Raw genomic sequence first — 21,393 nt, forward strand, 5'->3', positions numbered from 1 at the left:
CCGTGCCTCAGCGCCGGGTGACGTGGAGGGTGACCGTCGCGCCCGGGACCGCCCGTACCTCCACCCGCGCCGCCCGCCCGCTCGCCGGCACCCGCGCCGGGCGGGGCCGGGCGCGGCCCTCGGCCTCGACGCGCCAGCCGCGCGGGGAGGGCGGGAGGGACAGCTCCGTGGTGCCGGGACGGGCGGTGTACGTGACGCGGTACGCGTCCGGGGCGTGGGCCTCCCCGCGCACCGCTCCCGCCACCGCCGTGGCGTACGGCGCGGCCGTCAGGCCCTTGTGGGGGCGGAAGCGGCCCTCCGCGTCCAGGGCGCAGTATCCGCCGCCGTAGCACCACACGTAGCCCGCCCAGCCGGAGGCGTAGCGGTTCAGCGAGGCGAGCGCGTCGCGGTAGAAGCGCCCCGTGTTCGGCAGGGAGTTGTCGAGCGGGCCCCACTCCCCCACGACGACCGGCACCCGGTGCGTCCGGGCGTACTCCACGACCGCCGCCTCGTACGCCTCGATCCAGCCGGCCGCCGGATCGTAGTCGGCGCCCGCCTCCATCGCCGTGTTGTAGAAGTGCGGGGCGTACACGACCTTCGGGTCGTCGATCCGGCCGAGCCCGGTCGGCACGCCCTCGCCGACGATCGGCGTCGGTTCGACGAACAGCCAGCCGTCCCGGTCCGCGGAGCGCACGGCCGCCGCGAGCCGCCGGTACATCGGCGTCAGCTGCTCGGCCTCGATGCGGCGGGCCGCCGCGGCGAGGTCCTCGCCGTCGCGCCGCTCCCCCATCGGCTCGTTGATCAGGTCGTACCCGAGGACCGCCGGGTGGTCCCCGAACCGGTCGGCGAGGACCCGCCACATCGCGGCCTGTGCCGCGCGCAGGTCCTCGTCCTCGTAGAGGTGGGTGAACGCCCGCTGCACGGCCGGTTCGAAGTACTCGGCGAACCAGTCGTCGGGGTGCGGCGTGAACGGCAGCCCGTCGGTGCGGGTCGCCCACTCCGGTACGCCGCGGTGGCCGAAGGCCGGGCCGAAGACGTCCTGGTGGGCGTCGATGACGACGTGGACGCGGTACGCGCGGGCCCAGTCCAGGACGCGCTCGATCTTCCGCAGGTACGCCTCGCTGTACCGGCCGCGGACCGGCTCCAGGTCGTCCCAGAAGACCAGGAGGCGGGCGAAGTCGAAACCGTGCGCGGCGAGGTCGCGGAAGTGGCGCTCGGTGATGGCGGACAGGGCGGCGTCGCCGCGGTGGGCCTTGTCCTCGACGTTCCAGCCGCGCAGGGTGAGGACGCGGCCGCGGTCGTCGGTGAGGGCGGGGACGCCGGACGCGGCGGGGGCTCCGGCGGGCGCGGCCGGGGACGCGGCAGGCCCGGCGGACGCGGGGAGGGCCCCGGCGGGGGCTCCGGGCGATCCGGCGGGCGCTCCGGGGGGTGCGGGGGCCGCCCCGGCCGCGGGGCAGGCCCCGGCGAGCAGGACGGCGAGGGCGACGGCGCTGACGGTGGTACGCATGGTGAACCTCCGGCATGGCGTGACGTGACGCTCGTACGCGACGCGATGCCGGAGATCCCACCAGCAGACCTGACGGACCCTCAAGGGCGCGTCAGGACAAGGGCGTCAGGAAGCCGGCGTCAGCACGACCTTCCCGAACAGGTCGCCGGACTCCATCTTGGCGAAGCCCTCCCGCGCCCGGTCCAGCGGCAGCACCTCGTCGATCACCGGCCGGACCCCGGTCGCGGCGCAGAAGGACAGCAGGTCCTCCAGCTCCTCCTTGGAGCCCATCGTCGAGCCGACCACCTTCAGCTCCAGGAAGAAGATCCGGGTCAGCTCGGCGTGCGAGGGCCGGTCGCCGCTCGTCGCGCCGGAGATGACCAGGGTGCCGCCCGGCTTCAGGGACTTGACCGAGTGGGACCAGGTGGCGGCGCCGACCGTCTCGATGACGGCGTCCACCCGCTGCGGCAGCCGCGCGCCCGACTCGAACGCGTCGACGGCGCCCAGGTCGACGGCGCGCTTGCGCTTGGCCTCGTCGCGGCTGGTGGCGAAGACCCGCAGCCCGGCGGCCTTCCCCAGCACGATCGCGGCGGTCGCGACGCCGCCGCCCGCGCCCTGGACGAGCACGGAGTCGCCGGGGCGGACCCCGGCGTTGGTGAACAGCATCCGGTACGCGGTGAGCCAGGCGGTGGGGAGGCAGGCGGCCTCCTCGAAGCTCAGCTCCCGGGGCTTGGGCAGCACGTTCCACACGGGCACGGCGACCCGCTCGGCGAACGTGCCCTGGTAGCGCTCGGTCAGGATGGAGCGGGGCTCACGGGGGCCGACCCCGTGTCCGGTCTGGCCGATGACGGAGTGGATGACGACCTCGTTGCCGTCCTCGTCGACACCGGCGGCGTCGCAGCCGAGGATCATCGGCAGCTTGTCCTCGGGCAGGCCGACCCCGCGCAGGGACCACAGGTCGTGGTGGTTGAGGGAGGCGGCCTTGACGGTGACGGTGGTCCAGCCCGGCCGTGCCTCGGGCTCAGGGCGGTCGCCCAGCTCAAGGCCGTTGAGGGGCTGATCGCGGTCGATACGTGCGGCATAGGCAGCGAACATGGCCCTGAGACTAGGGGCGCACGGTACGCGACGGAACCACGCCCCCGTGTGACACGCGTCCCTCCACCCGCTTCCGCCCCGGCACCGGCCCGTCCGGCGGATCCCGCTCCGGGTGGCGCGGGGCACGGGGGCCCAAGGCGCGGGGACTCGGGGCCCGGGGGCTGAGGAGCCCGAAGCGCGGGTGGCTCAGGGCACGAGGAACCCGAGACACAGAGCCCCCAGGCTCAGAGAGCCCAAGACACAGGGGCCGCAGGCACAGGGAGCCCAAGACACAGGGCCCGGGGGAACCCACCCCGGCACGCCGAAGGGCCGCACGGCCCACCCCCGCACGGGGTGGCCGCACGGCCCTCCGGGTGGATCAGCGGCGGGCGACGCCCTCCGCGCGGGCGGCCGCCGCGACGGCCGCGGTGACCGCCGGGGCGACGCGCTCGTCGAACGGCGACGGGATCACGTAGTCGGCGGCGAGCTCGTCGCCGACGACGTCCGCCAGCGCGTTGGCCGCCGCGATCTTCATGCCCTCCGTGATGCGGGAGGCCCGCACCTGGAGCGCGCCCGCGAAGATCCCGGGGAAGGCCAGCACGTTGTTGATCTGGTTCGGGAAGTCCGACCGGCCGGTGGCCACGACCGCCGCGTACTTGTGCGCGACGTCGGGGTGGACCTCCGGGTTCGGGTTGGCCATGGCGAACACGAACGAGTTCGGCGCCATCGACGCGACCGCGGGCTCCGGCACCGTACCGCCGGAGACGCCGATGAAGACGTCCGCGCCGGCGAGGGCCGACTCCAGCGAGCCGGACAGGCCCGCCTTGTTGGTGAGCTCGGCGATCTCCCGCTTGACCGGCGTCAGGTCGTCCCGGTCCCGGCTGACGACGCCCTTGCGGTCGGTGACCGCGACATCGCCGAGGCCGGCCTCCAGCAGGAACTTCGCGATCGCCACACCGGCCGCACCCGCGCCGGAGATCACGGCGCGCAGGTCGCCGAGACCGCGCCCGGTGAGCTTGGCCGCGTTGCGCAGGGCCGCGAGGGTGACGACGGCCGTGCCGTGCTGGTCGTCGTGGAAGACCGGGATGTCGAGGCGCTCCTGGAGCTTCCGCTCGATCTCGAAGCACCGGGGCGCCGAGATGTCCTCCAGGTTCACCCCGCCGAAGGAGGGGGCGAGCCGGACGACGGTCTCGACGATCTCGTCGGCGTCGGTCGTGGCGAGCGCGACGGGCACCGCGTCCACGCCGCCGAACTGCTTGAACAGGATGGCCTTGCCCTCCATCACGGGGAGCGAGGCCTCGGGCCCGATGTCGCCGAGGCCCAGGACGGCCGTACCGTCCGTGACGACGGCGACGACCTGGGACTTCCAGGTGTAGTCGTGGACGAGTTCGGGACGCTCGGCGATGGCGCTGCACACCTTCGCCACGCCGGGCGTGTACGCGAGGGACAGGTCGTCCTTGTCGCGGATCGGGACGGTGGCCTGCACGGCCATCTTTCCGCCCCGGTGGAGGGCGAATGCCGGATCGAAGGGTTCGTCCGAAGCGCTCTGCGCACCGCCTGCGGTGTCGCTGTCGCTACGAGGGTTGACGATCTCCGCTGCCATGTGGGTTTACCCCTTAATTCTTCATGTTCGAGGGTTGCCACTCCTGGTTGAGGAGGGGTGGGCGGGCACCGCGTCCGTGCCTCGCGTCAGGCGGTTGGCCCGCCCCCGCGGGGACTGGTACGGACGCGCGGGCGCGCCGCACAACGCGCCCTGAGCCCCGGATGAGGGGTGTAAGGATCCTTCTTACCTGACGGAGGCCCCGCCGGACGAGTCCGATTCCCGCGGGCCGGCCACCGGGCCCCGCGGCGCCCCGGCCGGAACGGTCGGGCCGCCCCGCCGGGCGGTCCGCCGCGCCGGACCGCCGGGGCGGCACATCCGGCCATTCGCCCCGGAGTGCTCCGCGCCTCGGTGACATGACTCATAGGCGAATGTCTGGACACGTCCTCTCCGGCTCCGGATTGCAACCGCAATCCCGTCCGGATACCGAGATCGGCAGGAGATTTTCCGGCGCGGTACCGAGAGGTCCGCAGAAGGTCCGGCCGTGATGGGCCGGGGCGTTGAGGTTCAGGGGTCACCCGTTATCCGATTTTGACATGCGGAGCCCCTTGTGGGGGGTGGTCCGAATGGCAAGATGCCGTAATCACACGAGGTCGCGACACTCGAAGGCGCGTGCCCGACCCCTTGGCATTCCCTTCACCCGCCGGAGGAACCCGACCATGACCGCAAGCACCACCCGCCGCTCGACCGCCGCGAAGACCTGGACGCCGCGGTCGTCCCGGACCGCCGCGGTCGCTGCGACCGCGGTCGCCGGCGCCCTGCTGCTCACCGCGTGCGGCGACCAGACGCAGAACGGCGCCTCCGACAAGGAGACCAAGGGCGCGGCGGTCACCTCCGCCCCGCTCGCCGACAGGCTGCCGCAGGCCATCCGGGACAAGGGCTCCATCAAGGTCGGTTCGGACATCGCGTACGCACCCGTCGAGTTCAAGGACAAGGACGGCAAGACGGTCGGCATCGACCCCGACCTCGCCGAGGCGATGAGCAAGCAGCTCGGCGTGACGTTCGAGTTCGAGGGCGCCACCTTCGACACCCTGGTCACCGGTCTGCGCGCCAAGCGGTACGACATCGCGATGTCCGCCATGACGGACACGAAGGAGCGCCAGGAGGGCATCGACCCGGAGACGGGGAAGAAGGTCGGCGAGGGCGTCGACTTCGTCGACTACTTCAACGCCGGCGTCTCCATCTACACCAGGAAGGGCGACGACAAGGGCATCAAGACCTGGTCGGACCTCTGCGGCAAGAAGATCGTCGTCCAGCGCGGCACGGTCTCGGAGGACCTGGCCAAGGCCGAGTCGAAGAAGTGCGCGGACGGCAAGAAGCCCGCGATCACGATCGAGTCCTTCGACAACGACCAGCTGGCCCAGACCCGCCTGCGCGCGGGCGGCGCGGACGCCGGTTCCTCGGACTTCCCGGTCGCCGCGTACACCGTGAAGACCTCCGGCGGCGGCAAGGACTTCCAGATGGTCGGCGAGCAGGTCGAGGCCGCCCCGTACGGCATCGCGGTCGCCAAGGGCAACACGCAGCTGCGCGACGCGATCAAGGCCGCCATGGACGCGATCATCGCCAACGGCGAGTACAAGAAGATCCTCGACAAGTGGGGCGTCTCCCAGGGCGCCGTGACCGAGGCCAAGATCAACGGCGGTTCCTGACCCCCGGCCGGGCACCAGCAGGCCACTGAGAGGCACCACCACTGTGACAACTGACATCGAGAAGAAGGGCCCGGAGGACACCGTCCCGCCCTCCGGCCCCGAGGCGATCAAGGCGATTCCGGTCCGCCACTACGGCCGGTACGTCAGCGCCGCCGTCGCCATCGCGGCCCTCGCCGCGATCGTGTACGCGTTCGCTCAAGGCAAGATCAACTGGGGCGCCATCCCCGACTACTTCTTCGACGACCGGATCATCGAGGGCGTCGGCCAGACGCTGCTCCTGACGGTCCTGTCGATGACCATCGGCATCGTCGGCGGCATCCTCCTCGCCGTCATGCGGCTGTCGAAGAACCCGGTGACGTCGTCGATCGCCTGGTTCTACATCTGGTTCTTCCGGGGCACCCCGGTCCTGGTCCAGCTCTTCGTCTGGTTCAACCTGGGCCTGGTCTTCACCTACATCGACCTCGGGCCGGTCTACAAGGACGAGTGGTCCGACTTCATGACGCCGTTCCTGACGGCGCTCCTGGGCCTGGGCCTGAACGAGGCCGCGTACATGGCCGAGATCTGCCGCGCGGGCCTCCTCGCGGTCGACGAGGGCCAGACCGAGGCCGCCCACGCGCTGGGCATGAGCCACAGCAAGACGCTGCGCCGCATCGTGGTCCCGCAGGCGATGCGCGTCATCGTGCCCCCGACGGGCAACGAGGTCATCAACATGCTGAAGACGACCTCGCTGGTGGCGGCGGTGCAGTACGCCGAACTGTTCAAGCACGCACAGGACATCGGGCAGTCGTCCGGTGCCCCGGTGGAGATGTTCTTCCTGGCCGCCACCTGGTACCTGATCATGACCTCGATCCTCAGCGTCGGGCAGTACTACCTGGAGCGGTACTACGCGCGCGGCAGCTCGCGCTCGCTTCCGGCCACCCCCTGGCAGAAGGTGAAGACGCACCTGCTGTCGTTCTCCAGCCGGCAGGGAGGCACGGCATGACCGCGACCGCCATGGTGAAGGCCGAGGGCGTCCACAAGTCCTACGGCGCCGCGCACATCCTCAAGGGCATCGACCTGGAGGTCGCGCCGGGCGAGGTGTTCTGCCTCATCGGCCCGTCCGGCTCCGGCAAGTCGACGTTCCTGCGCTGCATCAACCACCTGGAGAAGATCAACGCCGGCCGGCTGTACGTCGACGGCGAGCTGGTCGGCTACCGCCAGAAGGGCGACAAGCTGTACGAGCTCAAGGACAGCGAGGTCGCGCTGAAGCGGCGGGACATCGGCATGGTGTTCCAGCGCTTCAACCTGTTCCCGCACATGACGGCCCTGGAGAACGTCATGGAGGCGCCGGTCCAGGTCAAGCGGGAGACCAAGGCCGTGGCCCGGGAGCGGGCGCTGAAGCTGCTGGACCGGGTCGGCCTCGCGGACCGCGCCGACCACTACCCGTCGCAGCTCTCCGGCGGCCAGCAGCAGCGGGTGGCGATCGCCCGCGCGCTGGCCATGGAGCCGAAGCTGATGCTGTTCGACGAGCCGACGTCGGCGCTCGACCCGGAGCTCGTGGGCGACGTGCTGGACGTCATGCGGGACCTGGCCGAGTCGGGCATGACGATGGTCGTCGTCACGCACGAGATGGGCTTCGCGCGCGAGGTCGGCGACTCGTTGGTCTTCATGGACGGCGGCGTGGTGGTCGAGTCGGGCCGCCCGCGGGACGTCCTGACCAACCCGCAGCACGACCGGACGAAGGCGTTCCTGTCGAAGGTCCTCTGACCGGCTCGGCGAGCCGCGCGGCGAGGGGGCGGTACGGGCACCGGCGCCCGTACCGCCCCTTCTCCGCGCGGCCCCTTCTTCCGCGCGCGGCGCGGCCGTGCGGCGCCGGCCGTGGCGGGTGGGCCTGGGGCTGGACCGGCCGAACCTGGCCGGAGGCGGCCGGGCCGAACCGGGGGCTGCGAGCCGGAGGCGGCCGGACCGGGAGTGGCCGGGCCGGGGGTGGCCGGGCCGGGGGTGGCCGGGCCGGGGGTGGGCCGGCGGAGCCGGGGGCTGGACCGGCCGGGTCGAGCCGGAAGCGCCCCCCGGCCCGAAGGCGCCTCCCGGCCCGAAGGCGCCTCCCGGCCCGGGGGCGGACTGGACACAATCCATCCAGTAACACCCGAATTCCACATTCGTCTCTTACCCTTGAACCGTCGAACCCAAGACCGCTCCGGTAAGGATTTCTCGTGGAACTGGCCTATTACTCGGATTACGCCGTGCGTCTGGTGAACACCGAGGAGCCGGCGCGCAACAAGGACTCCCTCACCTCCGTCGAGGCGGTGCGGGACCTGTTCATCGAGATGTCCCAGATGTCCCGCCGGGTGACGGACGGCGACGTGACCCGGTTCCGCGCGGTGCGGGCGCGGCTGCGGGCGGTCTTCACGGCGGCCGACGAGGGCGACCCGGCGCGGGCGGTGGACCTGCTGAACTCGCTGCTGCTGGAGTTCCCGGTCAGCCCCCAGATCTCCGGCCACGACCTGCTCGACGACGAGGGCCACCCCCGCTGGCACATGCACCTGGCGGAACACCCGTCGAACGCGACCGCCGGGTACGCCGCCGTCGCCGCCATGGGCCTGGCGTTCCACCTCACGGAGTTCGGCGCGGACCGGCTGGGCCTGTGCCAGGCGGCCCCGTGCCGCAACGCGTACCTGGACACCTCCACCAACCGCTCCCGCCGCTACTGCTCCGACCGCTGCGCCACCCGCGCCAACGTGGCCGCCTACCGGGCCCGCAAGCGCTTGGAGACCGAGCGGTCCGCGAGCACCGGCCGCACGGCCGAGAGCAGCCAGGCCAGCACGACGCCGACGGACCGCTGACGCCCGGGCCGGACGCCCCGGTACCGCGCCCGGACCCGGCCCAGCACCAGCTCGGAGGGGACCGTCCCGAAGGCCCTGCTGTCCACCGCCTCGGCGGCCCGGTTGTCCCCCAGCACCCACCAGCCGCCGTCGCGCCGCTCCACCAGCCGCTTGACGATCAGCAGGTCCTGCTGGAGCGGATGGCGCAGCACGACCACCGCGCCGGGGCGCAACGGCGCCCCGTAGTGCACCAGCAGCCGGTCCCCGTGGTGCAGCGTGGGCACCATGGAGGGCCCCGTCACCTCCGCGATCCCGAAGGGCAGCAAGGGCCCGCGCCCTCGTTCCGTCATCAGCGTCCACCACCTGCCGGGGTTCCCACGTGCGGTTCCTCCACCGGTCCCATGATCACCCCGGACTTTTGTCCTAAGCCTCAGGGGGCGCTCGCGAAAACCGGTCCCTCACCGAGTAATGTCCCACCTGAGAAGACGATCACGAGGAAGGACAGCTGCATGCTTTCCCGCCTGTTTGCCCCGAAGGTCAAGGTCAGCGCCCACTGCGACCTGCCTTGCGGTGTCTACGACCCTGCTCAGGCCCGCATCGAGGCCGAGTCGGTCAAGGCCGTCCAGGAGAAGATGGCCGCGAACGACGACCCGCACTTCCAGGCCCGCGCCACGGTGATCAAGGAGCAGCGCGCCGAGCTGGCGAAGCACCACGTCTCCGTGCTGTGGAGCGACTACTTCAAGGCCCCGCACTTCGAGAAGTACCCGGAGCTGCACCAGCTGGTCAACGACACCCTGAAGGCCCTGTCGGCCGCCAAGGCGTCGACGGACCCGAAGACCGGCGAGAAGGCCCTGGAGCTCATCGCCGAGATCGACCGCATCTTCTGGGAGACCAAGAAGGCCTGATCCCCGTCCCGCGGCCCCACAGGGGAGCCGCGGGCTGGAACGCGCGAACGGGGCCCGGCCGCTCAGTGCGGCCGGGCCCTTCATCGGGCCCTTCCCGTACCTCGGAACAGGATGTCTCGTACATTGAGACGCGGGAGGGGGCGCAGCCATTCGTCCTGATGTTGCGGCATGGGCGGCACGCCAAAGGACGTCCTGCCGGACTCGCCGGGCCCGTAGGGCCATTCGTCGCCGGATCCACCTGCCTCTTGGACGTCCATCGCCCGTGGCCGAGGATCCTTCCTGTCCGGGCGTGCGGGGAGACGGCGCTGCCGAACCAGAGGAGACGGGTGTGGGAATGAGTGCGGGGAAGCGGTCCGCGGAGGAGATCCTGATCGTCGGGGCCGGTGTGGTGGGGGCCTCGGTCGCGTACCACCTCACGCGGCTGGGGCACGACCGGGTGACCGTGCTCGATGCCCGTGACCGTGCCGTGCTGCCCGGGTCGACCGGCCTGGCGCCCGGTTTCGTGGGACAGCTCAGCGCCAGCCCGGAGTTGACGGCGCTGGCCCGGCAGAGCGTCGCCCTCTACCGCGCGCTCTCGGAGGCCGTGCCCGCACCGGTCTTCCGGCAGGTCGGCTGCCTGGAGGTCGCCACCACCCCCGCCCGCCTGGAGCAGGCCCACCGGGATGCCGAGCAGGGCCGGCGGGTCGGGCTGGAGGCGCGTGTGGTCGACGCCGCCGAGGCCGTCGCCCTGGCGCCCGCGCTGGTCGACGCCGACCGCGCCCTGGGCGGGCTGTACCTGCCGTCCGACGGCGCGGCCGACCCGGTCGCGCTCACCCTCGCCCTCGTCGAGGCCGCGGAGGAGGGCGGGGCGCGTTTCCGCTTCGGCACGCCGGTGCGGGCGCTGGAGACCGAGGGCGGCCGGGTGGTGGGCGTGCGCGCGGGCGCGGACGGCACGCTGCTGCGCGCCGGCCGGGTCGTGCTGGCCACCGGGATCTGGGGGCCCGTGCTGGCGGCGGAGGTCGGGGTGCGGCTGCCCATGGTGGACGTCCAGCACCCCTACCTGTTCACCGCCGAGTTGCCCGGACTCGACGACACCCCCATCGACGCGCCGATCGTCCGCTACCCCGACCACACCGTCTACGCCCGCCGCCACGGCCGCCGCTACGGACTGGGGAGTTACGCCCACGCCCCGCTCCCGCTGACTCCGTCGGCCTCGCTCGCCTCCGCGGAACTCCCCTTCAGCGAAAGCGCCTTCGGTCCCGCCCTCGCCGAGGCGACCGAGCTCGTGCCGGTCTTCCGCACGGCGCCGAGGGGGCGACGCCTCAACGGCGTGTTCGCCCTGACCCCCGACGAGCTCCCGCTGGTCGGACCCGCCGGGGTGGCCGGCCTGTGGTGCGCGGAGGCGTCCTGGGTCACGCACGCGGGCGGTGTCGGCCGCCAGCTGGCGAACATGCTCCTGGACACCGGCGACCTGCTCGTCGACCCCGAGCGGCTGGCCCCCGGCCGTTTCGCCTCGTGGAGCGACGAGAAGATCCGCGAGACGGCCCTGGGCCACTACCGGGGCATCTACGACGCGCACTGACGCGGTTCCGTCGGCGCGGACCCGTCGGTGCGGGCCGGGGGTCCGCGCCGCGCTCCGACGGCCGTCCGGGGGCGGGGGCCGTCCGGGGGCGGGGGCCATCCGGGGCCGGGGGCCGTCCGGGGTCAGGCCACATCGCCCCTCGCGCCATGCGGCAAGGCCGCGCTCCGACAGCCGCCCGGAGAGCGGGGCCTCGGCGGTCGGGGTCGGGATCGGGGTCGGCCCTGACTTTCGTCGGGGGGTGCAGCCGCTGTTCGGCAGGGGTTCCGGGGCGGGTCGGCCTCTAGCTTCGGCGGCATGGACAAGGGACTTCGGCGTGGCACGCGGGCGGCTCGGTTGGCAGGGGGTGGGGGTGCCCTCGGGATCGGCGGGGGCGTCGTCGTGTGGCTCGCGCCCGGGGGGCTGGGGAATCCCGGTGCGACGGCCGTGACCACCGGGGCCTCCGCGGACGCGTACCGGGCGCTGAGCGGGGCCGCGGTGGACGGGCCCGGGTGGCTGGGCGGGCTGTTGGAGGTGGCCACCGAGGGGACGCTCGTGGTGCTCGGGGTGCTGCTCCTCGCCGTGTGGTGGGCGGGGTTGCGCGCTGGGGACGCGCGCCGGGTCGCCGGGACGGTGCTGGCCGGGGTGGGGACCGTCGTGGCGTACGGGGTGAGCGAGGCCGTCAAGCTGATCGTCGACGAGGAGCGGCCCTGCCGGGTGCTCGGGGCGGTCGCGCGGGTGGTGGCGGAGTGCCCCGAGCCGGGCGACTGGTCGTTCCCCAGCAACCACGCGACCCTCGCCGCCGCGCTGGCCGTCGGCCTGGCCCTCGTACGGCCCGGGCTGGCCCTGCTGACGCTGCCGCTCGCGGTGGCCGCCGCGCTGCTGCGGGTGCTGGTGGGCGTGCACTACCCGCACGACGTGGCCGCGGGCGCCGTACTCGGCGGGGCCTTCGCGGTGGCCGCCGCGCTGGTCGGGGGTCCGCCCGCGCGGCGGCTCACCGCGCGGACCCTGGCGACGCGCGCCGGGTCACGGGCGGTCCGGCGGCGGGACGATGCCCGCCTCGTGGGCGACGACGGCGGCCGCGGCCCGGTTGTCGACGCCCAGGCGGGACAGGATCGAGCTGACGTGGGCCTTCACGGTGCCCTCCACGACGTGGAGCCGGCGGGCGATCTGGGCGTTGGACAGGCCCGTGCCGAGCAGGGACAGGACGTCCCGCTCGCGTGGGGTGAGCGACGCGACCCGTTCGCGGGCGGTGTCGCGCCGGGCGGCCCGGTCGCCGGCGCCGGTAGCGGCGAGGTGCGCGACCACGCGCGCGGCGACCTTCGGTGACAGGTAGGCGGCGCCGTCCGCCACCGCGCGGACGCCCGCGATCAGCTCCTCGGGCTCGCCCGACTTGATCAGGAAGCCGGCGGCGCCGTTGCCGAGGGCCTGGAGGATGTAGTCGTCCTCCCCGAAGGTCGTCAGGACGACCACCCCCGTGGCGGGTGCCGCGCGGCGGATCTCGGCCGCCGCGCGGATGCCGTCCAGGCCGGGCATGCGGATGTCGAGGACGGCGACGTCGGGCCGGTGGCGGAGGGTCAGCTCGACGGCGTCGTGGCCGTCGCCCGCCTCCGCGACGACCTCGATGCCGGGGTCGGTGGCGAGGACGGCGCGGACGCCCGCGCGGACCATCGGCTCGTCGTCGGCGATCAGTGTCCGGATCATCGCGCGCCGCCGTTCACGGAGTGACCACGTCGCGGGACCACAGGGCGCCGCCGCGGAAGCAGAGGCGGTACGCGTCGCCCGACCGGTCGTCGAAGTGGTCGGCCGTGATGGCGTAGTACTCGCATGCGATGCCCTCTCCCTCCGGTTCCGGTACCGCCGGCCGGCTGACCAGTTGACGTTCCGGCAGCAGCCGCGCCACCTCCGTCCGATCCTGCCCGATCCGCAGTCGGGCGTAGGCGCCGGGTTCGAGGACGGCCTGGGTCGCCGTGGCCGCCTCCCAGCCGACGAGGGCGGCGGTGAGGACCGCGCCGGTCGCCACCGGGACCACCGCGAGGGCCGCGAGCGCCCGCCCGGCGCGGCGGCGGGCGCGCCGGTGCTCCTGCGGGAGCGGGACGCGATCGGACGCCGTGCGGTCCGGCGCCACGCGGTCGGACGCCGCGTGGCCGGCGGGCTCCGACGGGCGTACGGGGGCGGTGTGCGGGAGGACGGCGGTGACCGCGAAGCCGCCGCCCTCCGGGCCGTACCGGAGGGTGCCGCCCGCGAGCCGTACGCGCTCGTCCAGGCCGATGAGGCCCCGCCCCCCGCCGGAGGGGGCGCCGGGCCGGGGGCGGGGCGCCGGACCGTTCTCCACCCGCACCTCCGTCCGGCCGTCGCCGTGGACCAGGCGGACCACGGCGGTGGCGCCCGGGGCGTGCTTGGCGACATTGGTGAGCGCCTCCTGGACGACGCGGTGGGCCGCCCGCGCCACGGCCGGCGGCAGGCCCTCCCCCGCCGGTGCCGCGCCCTCGACGCCCAGCTCCACCGCGAGCCCCGAGGCGGTCGCCGAGGCGACCAGCCGGGCCAGCCCCGCGTCCGGGGAGCTGCCCGGCGTCGACTCCGGCGGCGCGCCCTCCTCCCGCAACAGGCCGACGACCTCCCCGAGCCGCTCCACGGCGGCGCCCGCCCGGGCGCGGATGTCCCGTGCGGTGGCGCGGTGCTCGCCGGCGAGGCCGGGGGCGAGTTGGAGCGCCCCGGCGGACAGGGCGATCAGGCTCAGGTCGTGGCCGAGCAGGTCGTGCATGTCCTGGGCGATGCGGGCCCGTTCGCGCAGCCGGGCCTGCTCGGCGACGAGCCGCTGCTCGCGCTCCAGGTGCGCGGCGCGCTCCCAGCCGGCCCGGACCAGCTCCCGGTACTGCCACCAGAACCGGCCCGCGCACCACGGCAGCATGGCGCCGGCCACCACCACGCCCACGAAGACGGTGGCGTGCACGAACCAGGACGGCACCGCCAGGACCGCCAGCACGCCCGCCGCGAGGACGCCACCCAGCGCGAGGGCGCTCGGCCACGCCCTGCCCGGTCGGCAGCCGGCCAGGAAGGCGGCCGCCGCGGTCGGCAGCGCCCACCAGTCGCTTCGTACGCTCAGCCCCGCCCCGACGGTCGCCGCCACCAGCAGCGCGCCCGTCGTCCAGGCCGCGGCGCCCCTTCCCGCTGTGCTCTCCATGGGGCGACCGTACGCAGGGCCCGGGCCGTCAGGACACTGCCGAAAGTCCACCTTCCGGCAGCCGGTGGCGGCTCGCGCCGTACCCCAGCCGACACCGGGCGGGGCCGGGCAGGGCCGGTGCAAGACCGGTACGGGACCGGGCGACGCCGGTACGGGACCGAGCGGGGCCCGTACGGGACCGGGCAGGCCGGGCGGGACCAGTGCAAGGCCGGTACGGGACCGGGCGGCGCCGGTACAGGACCGGGCGGGACCCGTACGGGATCGGGCAGGCCGGGCGGGGCCGGTGCGAGGCCGGGCGGCGCCGGTGTTGGTCGAAGGCGTCGCGCGGCGGCCCCGACCCGGGCGTGCCCGCCGGACCACCGGTACGCCGGGCCACCCCGCCACCAGACCGTCGGTACGCCGGGCCACCCGACCGCCGGACCACCCGGCCGCCGGACCGCCGGTACGCCGGGCCACCAAGCCGCCGGGCCGCCGCTCGCGCCGCTCCCCGCCCGTCCCCGCGGGTCGGGGCGTCTGTGCGAACCGTCCGGCGGGCGGCCCGCGAGTGGACGCCCTCGGTGCGCCTCGCGGGCGCGCCTCGCGGAGGTTCCCCGGCGACCCGGTCATACGGGCGCCCCTCCCCTCCCGTCGTACGGCCGGACGGGGAACACCCCCGCGGGAAGGGGACACCGATGGTGAGACGATCCGCCGGGCTGGCGGCCGTGGGCCTGACGCTCGGCGCGGCCCTCTCCCCCCTCGCGACGGCGGGCGGCGCGCACGCCGCCGCGCAGGGCGTGAACACCACCGTGCAGGCCGGCAGCAACATCCGGGCGGCGGCCACCACGAACAGCAGACACCTCGGCACCACGCGGTCCGTGAGCACGGCGGCGATCCAGTGCCACACCCGCGGCCAGTACGTGAAGGTCGGCGCCTACGGCACCGAAGTCTGGTACTTCGGCAACGTCTTCGACGACACCCCCGGTTCCCCGCACGGGTACATCGGCGTGTGGGTCTGGGGCGGCAACGTCAACGTCGGCGCGGACCCCCACCCCGACGTGCCCCGCTGCTGAACCCCGAAACGAACCGAACCCAACCGGAACGAACCGAGGAGCACCTCCATGACGACCAAGCGAAGCAGGTCGACCGCGGCCGCCGGGCTCGTGCTCGGCGCGGCCCTCTCCCTGCTCGGCGCCGCCGGGACCGCCGAGGCCGCGCCCACCGGCACCACCGGCTATGCGACGACCGTGCAGGCGCACAGCAACCTGCGCGAACAGCCCAACACCAGCAGCCGCATCTGGGGCACCACGACGAAGGTGACCGAGGCCGGCGTCGAGTGCTACACCCTCGGCCAGTACGTGAAGGTCGGCACCTACGGCACCAGCGTCTGGTACTACGGCACCGTCATCGACTACGACATCGGCCACATCTACTCCAACGTGTGGATGTGGGGCGGCAACGTGAACGTGGGCGCCGACCCGGCCCCCGGCATCCCCCGCTGCTGACCTACCCGCGCCCCCCACCGCCACCGCCCCGCCGGCCCCCACACACCCCGCACCACCCCGCCGGCCCCCCCCACGCACCGGATCCTGCGGCCACGCGCCGGATCCTGCGGCCACGCGCCGCACGGCCGGAGACGAGGAGCCCGCCCGGGCGACGCCTCCGGGCCGTCGGCGGGGCCGCCGGGCACACGGCGGTCCAGTGAGCGGTGGAGCGGGGCGGCGGGGCGTGACGGCCGGACGGGCGGTCAGACGGCGCGGAGGAGGGGGCTGCCGTGGCGCAGCAGCCACTGACGGTAGGCGGAGGTGCGCAGGGCGACCTCGCGGTAGGCCGCGGCCAGTTCGGTGTGGGCGGCCTCGTACAGGGGCGCCGCGGGCGCGCCTGCCTCCGCGGGCCGGTGGCAGAGCAGGAGCCGTACGGCCAGCGGGTCGTCGCGCAGCGGGCGGATCGCCATGTCGTCGCGCGGGCCCGAGGTGGGCTGGCAGGGGGCGACGGCCTCGCCGGCGACGACGAGGGACGCGGCCGTGTGGTAGTCGGCGTGGAGCACCGGCGGATCGATCCCGGCGGCGCCGAGGACCCGCCGCAGCCCGTCCCACTCGCCGTCGACGGTCGGGTCGACCATCCACCGGTCCTCCGCCAGGTCGGCCAGGTCGACGACGGGCAGGACGGCGGCCGGGTGGTCGCGGGCCATGGAGACGAACTGCGGCTCCCGGTCGACCAGGACCCGCCGTTCCAGTCCCTCGGGGACGCGCAGCGGGCAGCCCTCCACCTCGTGGACGAACGCCACGTCGAGCTGCCCGGCGGCGACCGCGCGCAGCAGGGCGTTGGCGGACACGTCCATGTGCAGGGTGATGTCCGTGCCGGGCAGCCGCTGCCGCAACCGGCGCAGCCAGCCGGCGAGGGCGCGGCTGGCGGTGGAGCCGACCCTCAACCGGGCGCCGTCCGTGCGGGCCGCGGCGGCGCGGGTCTCGCTGACGAGGAGCGTGAGCTGGGCGACGAGGGGACGGGCGCGGCTGAGGACGTCCCGGCCGAGTGGGGTGGGCCGGCAGCCGGTGCGTCCCCGGGTGAACAGCTCGGCGCCGAGGGCGGTCTCGATGCGCCGCAGCTGGGTCGTGAGCGAGGGCTGGCTCGTCCCGAGGACCCGGGCGGCCTTGTGCAGGCTGCCCGCGTCGGCGATGGCGCACAGCGCCCGCAGATGCCTCACCTCCAGCTCCATGCCCCGAGCGTAGGGCGGGTGCCTCGCACCACACCAGACGCCGTGAACGCGTGAATTCCCTTCAGATCGAAGGGCGTTGCCGGAGGTGATGCGCTGGTGCTATCGCCGGCTGCCATCATCCGTACGGCCTCGGGGCTCCCCGACACTCTGTCCCAACCGAACGCGTCCACCCCGCCGTTCAGGACGAATAGGAGCCCCCCATGAAGTACCCCAGAGCCGTACTGGCCGCCGCACTGGGCGTCGCCGCCGCCCTCGCGGCCGTGCCCGCGACCACCGCCACCGCCGCCCCGGCGCCCCTCACGCCGGCGACCGCCACCGCCGGGTACGCGGCGTACGCCGGTTCGGCGGAGGAGGCCCGGGCCAACAGGGCCTTCTTCGAGGCGGTCATGGAGTCGGTGGCGAAGAAGCGCGCCGCCGTCCCCGGCACCCAGGCCGTCACGGTCGTGTACTCGACGGCCAACGCCCCCTCCTTCCGCACCCAGATAGCCCGCTCGACGCAGATCTGGAACAGCTCGGTCGCCAACGTGAAGCTCCAGGAGGGCAGCACCCCGGACTTCCGGTACTACGAGGGGAACGACTCGCGCGGCTCGTACGCCAGCACCGACGGGCACGGCCGCGGCTACATCTTCCTCGACTACCGGCAGAACCAGATCTACAACTCCACCCGGGTCACCGCCCACGAGACCGGGCACGTCCTGGGCCTGCCGGACAACTACTCGGGCCCGTGCAGCGAGCTGATGTCCGGTGGCGGGCCCGGCCCGTCCTGCACCAACGCGACGCCGAACGCACAGGAGCGCGCCCGCGTCGACTCCCTGTGGCGGTACGGCCTGGCGGGACTCGCCCCGGCCTCCTGACGGCCTCCGGCCCCGCGCGCACGGCGGCGCCCCGGGACGTCCCCCGGGGCGCCGCCACCGCGAACCGCCCTCACGAGCCGGGCCACAGGCCGCCACCGTGAACCGCCCCGGGGAGCCGGGCCACAGGCCACCGCCCGAACCACCGCCACGCCCCGGGGCCACGGGTCGGGACCCCGGCGCGGGGAGGAGGGCGCGGGGAGCCAGGAGACGGCGGCGCGGAGAGCGGTGGCGCCGTCGCCGCCCCGCCGTCCCTACGCCGCCTGGATCAGGTCGCGGGCGAACCGCGCGCCGGGCGGCAACTGGCGCAGGATCCGGCCGAGGGCCCGGTCGAAGTCGCCGCCCGTGACCCCCGACTCGTACGCCGTTCCCCCGTAGTGCAGGGTGAGTTGCAGGTCCACCCGCTCCGGCGACCCGTCGGACAGCGCTTCGCCGATCGTCAGCAGGCAGCAGAGCGTCGCCTGCTGGGACGTGCCGTCGGCGACCACCGGCAGCGGCAGGTCCCATTCGAGCACGCAGCCCGCCAGCGGCAGCCCGCCGCTCTCCTCGGCCGCCCGCAGGTCGGCGAAGCCGCCGCCCGCGTAGTGCACGCCCCTGACGCGGGTGCTGACGCCCCGCCCGTCCGACGTGATGAGGACGGCTTCCGCCCCGCGGCGGTCCCGGTACCAGCCGGTCCAGACTTCGGTCGACTCCGATGACTCCGATGACATGGCGCGGACTGTAGCGGTACGCCCGCCTCCGGCGTGACGCCGGACACCCCCGGAGCCTGACTTCAGCCGATCTCGGCGCTGTTGCCCGTCTCGTTCCCCAGCCGGCCCCCGTCCTTATGCGGCGCCCTGCCGAAGCGGTCGCACCGCGGGTTGTGGCACGGCCGGGGCTCCCAGGCGGGGACCCACGCGCCGAGCACCTTGCGTCGATGTATGGCCTTGCCGACAGGCTGTCCGCAGGAGGGGCACACCGGCTCGGCGGTCGGGTCCTCCCGCGGGCGGCGGACGGTTCGGCGTCCTTCGCTGCCCATGTCTCCAGGGTATTGCGGTTCAGCGGTTTCGGCCGTACCAGCGGATGACGACGCCGTTGCCGAAGGTCCGGGCGTCCCGCAGGGCGAAGTCGGTGACGGCGAAGGCGGCGCCGCCGAACATCGGCATCCCCGAGCCGTAGACCTGCGGGTATGACTTGATCACGAGTTCGTCGACCTCGTCGATCAGCTCCCCGGCGACGGTGGCGCCGCCGCACAGCCAGATGCCGAGCGGGCCCTCCTCCGCCTTCAGGGCTCGGACGCGGGTGACCAGGTCGTCGGAGACGATCTCCACGTTCGGGTGCGGGGAGGTCTTGAGGGTGCGGGAGGCGACGATCTCCCGGAGGTGGCCGTACGGGCTGGCCAGGCCGGCGTCCAGGCCGAGCCGGTAGCTGCCGCGGCCCTGGATGACCGTGTCGAAGTGCTTGTTCGGGGCGTCGGCGATGCCGAACATGCGGCGTCCCTCGGTGTTGAGGGTCTCCGGGTACTCGGCGGCGAGGTAGCCGACGTACTCCTCGTCCAGGAACTGGAACATGGAGGAGGCGTCACCCTTCGGGTCGCCGATGAAACCGTCGAGCGAGCAGGCGACGAAATACGTCAGAGTGCGCAAACCATGTCCTTCGGATCCGGGAAGTGGCGGGGCCGACCGCGAGCGGTCGCAACCACTACGGCTATAGTGCTACGTCCGTAGTGGTTGCAGCAAGGACGATTTTCGGACACCTGTCGCACGGACGGGACGGAAGAGGGAGGAAGGCCCGTGGCCGGCAATCCGGAACGCAGGCGCGCGCTGCTCGACGCCGCCATCGACGTACTGGCCCACGAGGGCGCCCGGGGACTGACGTTCCGGGCGGTGGACGCGCGGGCGGGCGTCCCCGCCGGTACGGCGTCCAACTACTTCTCCAGCCGGGACGACCTGCTCACCCAGGCGGGCTCCCGCATCCACGTCCGCATGACCCCGCCGCCCGAGCAGGTCGACACGGCGATGCGCCCGGAGCCCCGCCGCGAACTGGTCGCCGAGCTGATGAAGTGGCTGGTCCGGCGCATGGCGGAGGAGCGCACCGGCTACCTGGCGCTGCTGGAGCTACGACTGGAGGCCACCCGCCGCCCGGCGCTCCAGGCCGAACTGAACAGGGCCGTGCGCGAGGAGCTCGACCGCAACATCCGCTTCCACCTGGACGCGGGGCTGCCCGGCGACGCCGGCACCGTCCTCGCCCTGTACCTCGCCATGAACGGCCTGCTGCTGGAGCACCTCACCCTGCCGGGCGTGCTCCCCGCGGCGGAGCTGGACCGGACGGTCGACGCCCTCGTCGAACGCATCGTGCCCGAGACCCGTACGGACCCGGACCGTTAGCCCGTACGGACCCGAACCACGGACCCGTACGGATCCGGATCGTTACCGTACGGCCCCGGACCGCCGCCTTACGGACCCGGACCGTCGGCCCGTACGGGCCCGGACCATGAGCCCGTACGATCCCGGACCGCCGACCCGTACGAAACCCGGACCATGAGCCGCACGGACCCTGACCGTCGGCCCGTACGGGCCGGGGTCAGTGGCTCCGCCGCGTCACGAACTCGGCCAGCGCCAGCAGCTCCCCCGCTGCATCGAGGTCCGGCACCGCGCACGACAGCTCGTGCACCGCCCGCGCCATCCGGTCCGCGGCCTCCGCCTGCGCCCAGTCCCGGCCGCCGGCCCGCTCGACGATCCCGGCGGCGCGTGCCACGTCCTCCTCGTCCAGGGCCGGCCGCCCGTACAGCTCGGCCAGCTCCGCGCCCTCGGCCGTCCCGGACGTGAGCGCGGCGACGACGGGCAGCGACTTCTTGCGGGCGGCCAGGTCCGCCCCTGCCGGCTTGCCGGTGCGCCGCGGGTCGCCCCAGATGCCGATGAGGTCGTCGATCAACTGGAACGCCAGCCCGGCCTGCCGGCCGAACGCGTCCATCGCGGCGACCTCGGCCTCCCCCGCGCCCGCGTACAGCGCGCCCAGGGCGCAGGCGCAGCCGAGCAGCGCGCCCGTCTTGGCCTCGGCCATGGCGAGGCACTCGTCGAGGGTCACGTCGCCGGGACGGCGCTCCTCGAAGGCGCAGTCGGCCTGCTGTCCCGCGCACAGCTCGACCACGCACGCGCCGAGCCGGGCCGCGGCCGGCGCCGACGCCGGGTGCCGCTCCGCGGCGAGGGCGGTCAGGGCGAGGGCCTGCAGGGCGTCGCCGGTGACGAGCGCGTCGGGCACGCCGAAGACCGCCCACGCGGTGGGCCGGTCCCGGCGAGTGCGGTCCTCGTCGACGATGTCGTCGTGGAGGAGGGTGAAGTTGTGCACCAGCTCCACGGCGGCGGCGGCCCGCACGGCGGTGTCCGGGTCGCCGCCCAGGGCGCGGGCCGAGGCGAGGACGAGGGCGGGGCGGACCGCCTTCCCGGCCCGGCCGGCGGCTTGTGTGCCGTCGGCGTGCTCCCACCCGAAGTGGTACATGGCCACGCGCCGCAGCGGGGCGGGCAGGGCGGCGAGGTCGGCGCGCAGCCGGGGGGCGACGACGGCGTGCGCGCGGTCGAGGAGCGCCGCCGCGTCCCGGTCGCCGTCCTCGTACCACGTGCCGGTCCTGTCCGTGCCGGTCAGCGTCACCCTCTCCT

The 21,393-nt window shown here is 74.1% G+C and carries 21 protein-coding genes and 1 pseudogene; 11 read left to right on the top strand and 11 right to left on the bottom strand.

Annotated features, from left to right (window positions below; genetic code table 11):
- Positions 1 to 7 precede the first annotated feature (7 nt).
- The 3 genes from RND61_RS01285 to RND61_RS01295 form a co-directional block, all read right to left on the bottom strand.
- Positions 8 to 1,486, bottom strand: coding sequence for a glycoside hydrolase family 5 protein (locus RND61_RS01285; protein WP_315875718.1), 1,479 nt, complete (start codon positions 1,484 to 1,486; stop codon positions 8 to 10).
- 105 nt (positions 1,487 to 1,591) lie between these two features.
- Positions 1,592 to 2,560 (bottom strand): zinc-binding dehydrogenase, encoded by a 969-nt coding sequence (locus RND61_RS01290; protein WP_315875719.1) that lies wholly within the window; start codon positions 2,558 to 2,560, stop codon positions 1,592 to 1,594.
- 358 nt (positions 2,561 to 2,918) lie between these two features.
- Positions 2,919 to 4,142, bottom strand: coding sequence for an NAD(P)-dependent malic enzyme (locus RND61_RS01295; RefSeq protein WP_315875720.1), 1,224 nt, complete (start codon positions 4,140 to 4,142; stop codon positions 2,919 to 2,921).
- Positions 4,143 to 4,798: 656 nt separating this feature from the next.
- Between RND61_RS01295 and RND61_RS01300 the strand changes: the two genes are divergently transcribed.
- From RND61_RS01300 to RND61_RS01315, 4 genes are all read left to right on the top strand, one after another.
- A complete protein-coding gene (locus RND61_RS01300) occupies positions 4,799 to 5,788 on the top strand; it encodes an ABC transporter substrate-binding protein (RefSeq protein WP_315875721.1) in 990 nt (329 codons plus the stop codon).
- Between the two features lie 43 nt (positions 5,789 to 5,831).
- Positions 5,832 to 6,770 carry an amino acid ABC transporter permease gene (locus RND61_RS01305; RefSeq protein ID WP_315875722.1) on the top strand — a complete coding sequence of 313 codons (939 nt, stop codon included), beginning with the start codon at positions 5,832 to 5,834 and terminating at the stop codon, positions 6,768 to 6,770.
- The gene (locus RND61_RS01310) at positions 6,767 to 7,534 is read left to right on the top strand and encodes an amino acid ABC transporter ATP-binding protein (RefSeq protein WP_315875723.1); all 768 of its coding nucleotides are present in this window, start codon (positions 6,767 to 6,769) and stop codon (positions 7,532 to 7,534) included. The genes RND61_RS01305 and RND61_RS01310 overlap by 4 nt, the downstream gene beginning before the upstream one ends.
- A gap of 446 nt (positions 7,535 to 7,980) precedes the next feature.
- Positions 7,981 to 8,610 carry a CGNR zinc finger domain-containing protein gene (locus RND61_RS01315; RefSeq protein WP_315875724.1) on the top strand — a complete coding sequence of 210 codons (630 nt, stop codon included), beginning with the start codon at positions 7,981 to 7,983 and terminating at the stop codon, positions 8,608 to 8,610.
- Here the strand turns inward: RND61_RS01315 and sodX are convergent.
- Entirely contained in the window at positions 8,514 to 8,939 is a 426-nt protein-coding gene (gene sodX / locus RND61_RS01320; protein WP_315875726.1) for a nickel-type superoxide dismutase maturation protease, read from the bottom strand. The two genes, RND61_RS01315 and sodX, sit on opposite strands and share 97 nt — an antisense overlap.
- 159 nt (positions 8,940 to 9,098) lie before the next feature.
- Between sodX and sodN the strand changes: the two genes are divergently transcribed.
- The 3 genes and pseudogenes from sodN to RND61_RS01335 all read left to right on the top strand — a co-directional run.
- Positions 9,099 to 9,494, top strand: coding sequence for a superoxide dismutase, Ni (gene sodN / locus RND61_RS01325; RefSeq protein ID WP_023586605.1), 396 nt, complete (start codon positions 9,099 to 9,101; stop codon positions 9,492 to 9,494).
- 334 nt (positions 9,495 to 9,828) lie between these two features.
- Positions 9,829 to 11,055 (top strand): NAD(P)/FAD-dependent oxidoreductase, encoded by a 1,227-nt coding sequence (locus tag RND61_RS01330; RefSeq protein WP_315875727.1) that lies wholly within the window; start codon positions 9,829 to 9,831, stop codon positions 11,053 to 11,055.
- 294 nt (positions 11,056 to 11,349) lie between these two features.
- Positions 11,350 to 12,057: pseudogene (locus tag RND61_RS01335) on the top strand (phosphatase PAP2 family protein); the annotation flags it as partial.
- Here RND61_RS01335 and RND61_RS01340 read toward each other — a convergent pair.
- Positions 12,058 to 12,735, bottom strand: coding sequence for a response regulator transcription factor (locus RND61_RS01340; protein WP_315875728.1), 678 nt, complete (start codon positions 12,733 to 12,735; stop codon positions 12,058 to 12,060).
- A 13-nt stretch (positions 12,736 to 12,748) separates the two neighbouring features.
- The gene (locus RND61_RS01345) at positions 12,749 to 14,215 is read right to left on the bottom strand and encodes a sensor histidine kinase (RefSeq protein WP_315875729.1); all 1,467 of its coding nucleotides are present in this window, start codon (positions 14,213 to 14,215) and stop codon (positions 12,749 to 12,751) included.
- Between the two features lie 671 nt (positions 14,216 to 14,886).
- Here RND61_RS01345 and RND61_RS01350 point away from each other — a divergent pair.
- Both RND61_RS01350 and RND61_RS01355 read left to right on the top strand, forming a co-directional pair.
- The gene (locus tag RND61_RS01350; RefSeq protein WP_315875730.1) at positions 14,887 to 15,264 is read left to right on the top strand and encodes a hypothetical protein; all 378 of its coding nucleotides are present in this window, start codon (positions 14,887 to 14,889) and stop codon (positions 15,262 to 15,264) included.
- A gap of 48 nt (positions 15,265 to 15,312) precedes the next feature.
- Positions 15,313 to 15,696 carry a hypothetical protein gene (locus RND61_RS01355; RefSeq protein ID WP_315875731.1) on the top strand — a complete coding sequence of 128 codons (384 nt, stop codon included), beginning with the start codon at positions 15,313 to 15,315 and terminating at the stop codon, positions 15,694 to 15,696.
- Between the two features lie 242 nt (positions 15,697 to 15,938).
- On the opposite strand, the gene RND61_RS01360 is transcribed toward RND61_RS01355, so the two are convergent.
- Positions 15,939 to 16,907, bottom strand: a complete 969-nt coding sequence (locus tag RND61_RS01360; RefSeq protein WP_315875732.1) for a LysR family transcriptional regulator — start codon at positions 16,905 to 16,907, stop codon at positions 15,939 to 15,941.
- A 200-nt stretch (positions 16,908 to 17,107) separates the two neighbouring features.
- Between RND61_RS01360 and snpA the strand changes: the two genes are divergently transcribed.
- The gene (gene snpA / locus RND61_RS01365) at positions 17,108 to 17,761 is read left to right on the top strand and encodes a snapalysin (RefSeq protein WP_315875733.1); all 654 of its coding nucleotides are present in this window, start codon (positions 17,108 to 17,110) and stop codon (positions 17,759 to 17,761) included.
- A gap of 251 nt (positions 17,762 to 18,012) precedes the next feature.
- Here snpA and RND61_RS01370 read toward each other — a convergent pair whose 3' ends face one another.
- The 3 genes from RND61_RS01370 to RND61_RS01380 all read right to left on the bottom strand — a co-directional run bounded on the left by RND61_RS01370 (position 18,013) and on the right by RND61_RS01380 (position 19,383).
- The gene (locus RND61_RS01370; protein WP_315875734.1) at positions 18,013 to 18,468 is read right to left on the bottom strand and encodes a DUF6304 family protein; all 456 of its coding nucleotides are present in this window, start codon (positions 18,466 to 18,468) and stop codon (positions 18,013 to 18,015) included.
- Between the two features lie 62 nt (positions 18,469 to 18,530).
- Complete coding sequence (locus tag RND61_RS01375) at positions 18,531 to 18,776, bottom strand: hypothetical protein (RefSeq protein ID WP_315875735.1); 246 nt, start codon at positions 18,774 to 18,776, stop codon at positions 18,531 to 18,533.
- A gap of 19 nt (positions 18,777 to 18,795) precedes the next feature.
- Complete coding sequence (locus tag RND61_RS01380) at positions 18,796 to 19,383, bottom strand: dihydrofolate reductase family protein (RefSeq protein WP_315875736.1); 588 nt, start codon at positions 19,381 to 19,383, stop codon at positions 18,796 to 18,798.
- A gap of 147 nt (positions 19,384 to 19,530) precedes the next feature.
- Between RND61_RS01380 and RND61_RS01385 the strand changes: the two genes are divergently transcribed.
- Positions 19,531 to 20,124, top strand: a complete 594-nt coding sequence (locus RND61_RS01385; protein ID WP_315875737.1) for a TetR/AcrR family transcriptional regulator — start codon at positions 19,531 to 19,533, stop codon at positions 20,122 to 20,124.
- Between the two features lie 196 nt (positions 20,125 to 20,320).
- On the opposite strand, the gene RND61_RS01390 is transcribed toward RND61_RS01385, so the two are convergent.
- On the bottom strand, positions 20,321 to 21,385 hold the full coding sequence (locus RND61_RS01390; RefSeq protein ID WP_391652641.1) for a family 2 encapsulin nanocompartment cargo protein polyprenyl transferase: 1,065 nt from the start codon (positions 21,383 to 21,385) through the stop codon (positions 20,321 to 20,323).
- Between the last annotated feature and the right edge of the window lie 8 nt (positions 21,386 to 21,393).

It is taken from the genome of Streptomyces tamarix (assembly GCF_032423885.1).
Classification (GTDB): domain Bacteria; phylum Actinomycetota; class Actinomycetes; order Streptomycetales; family Streptomycetaceae; genus Streptomyces; species Streptomyces tamarix.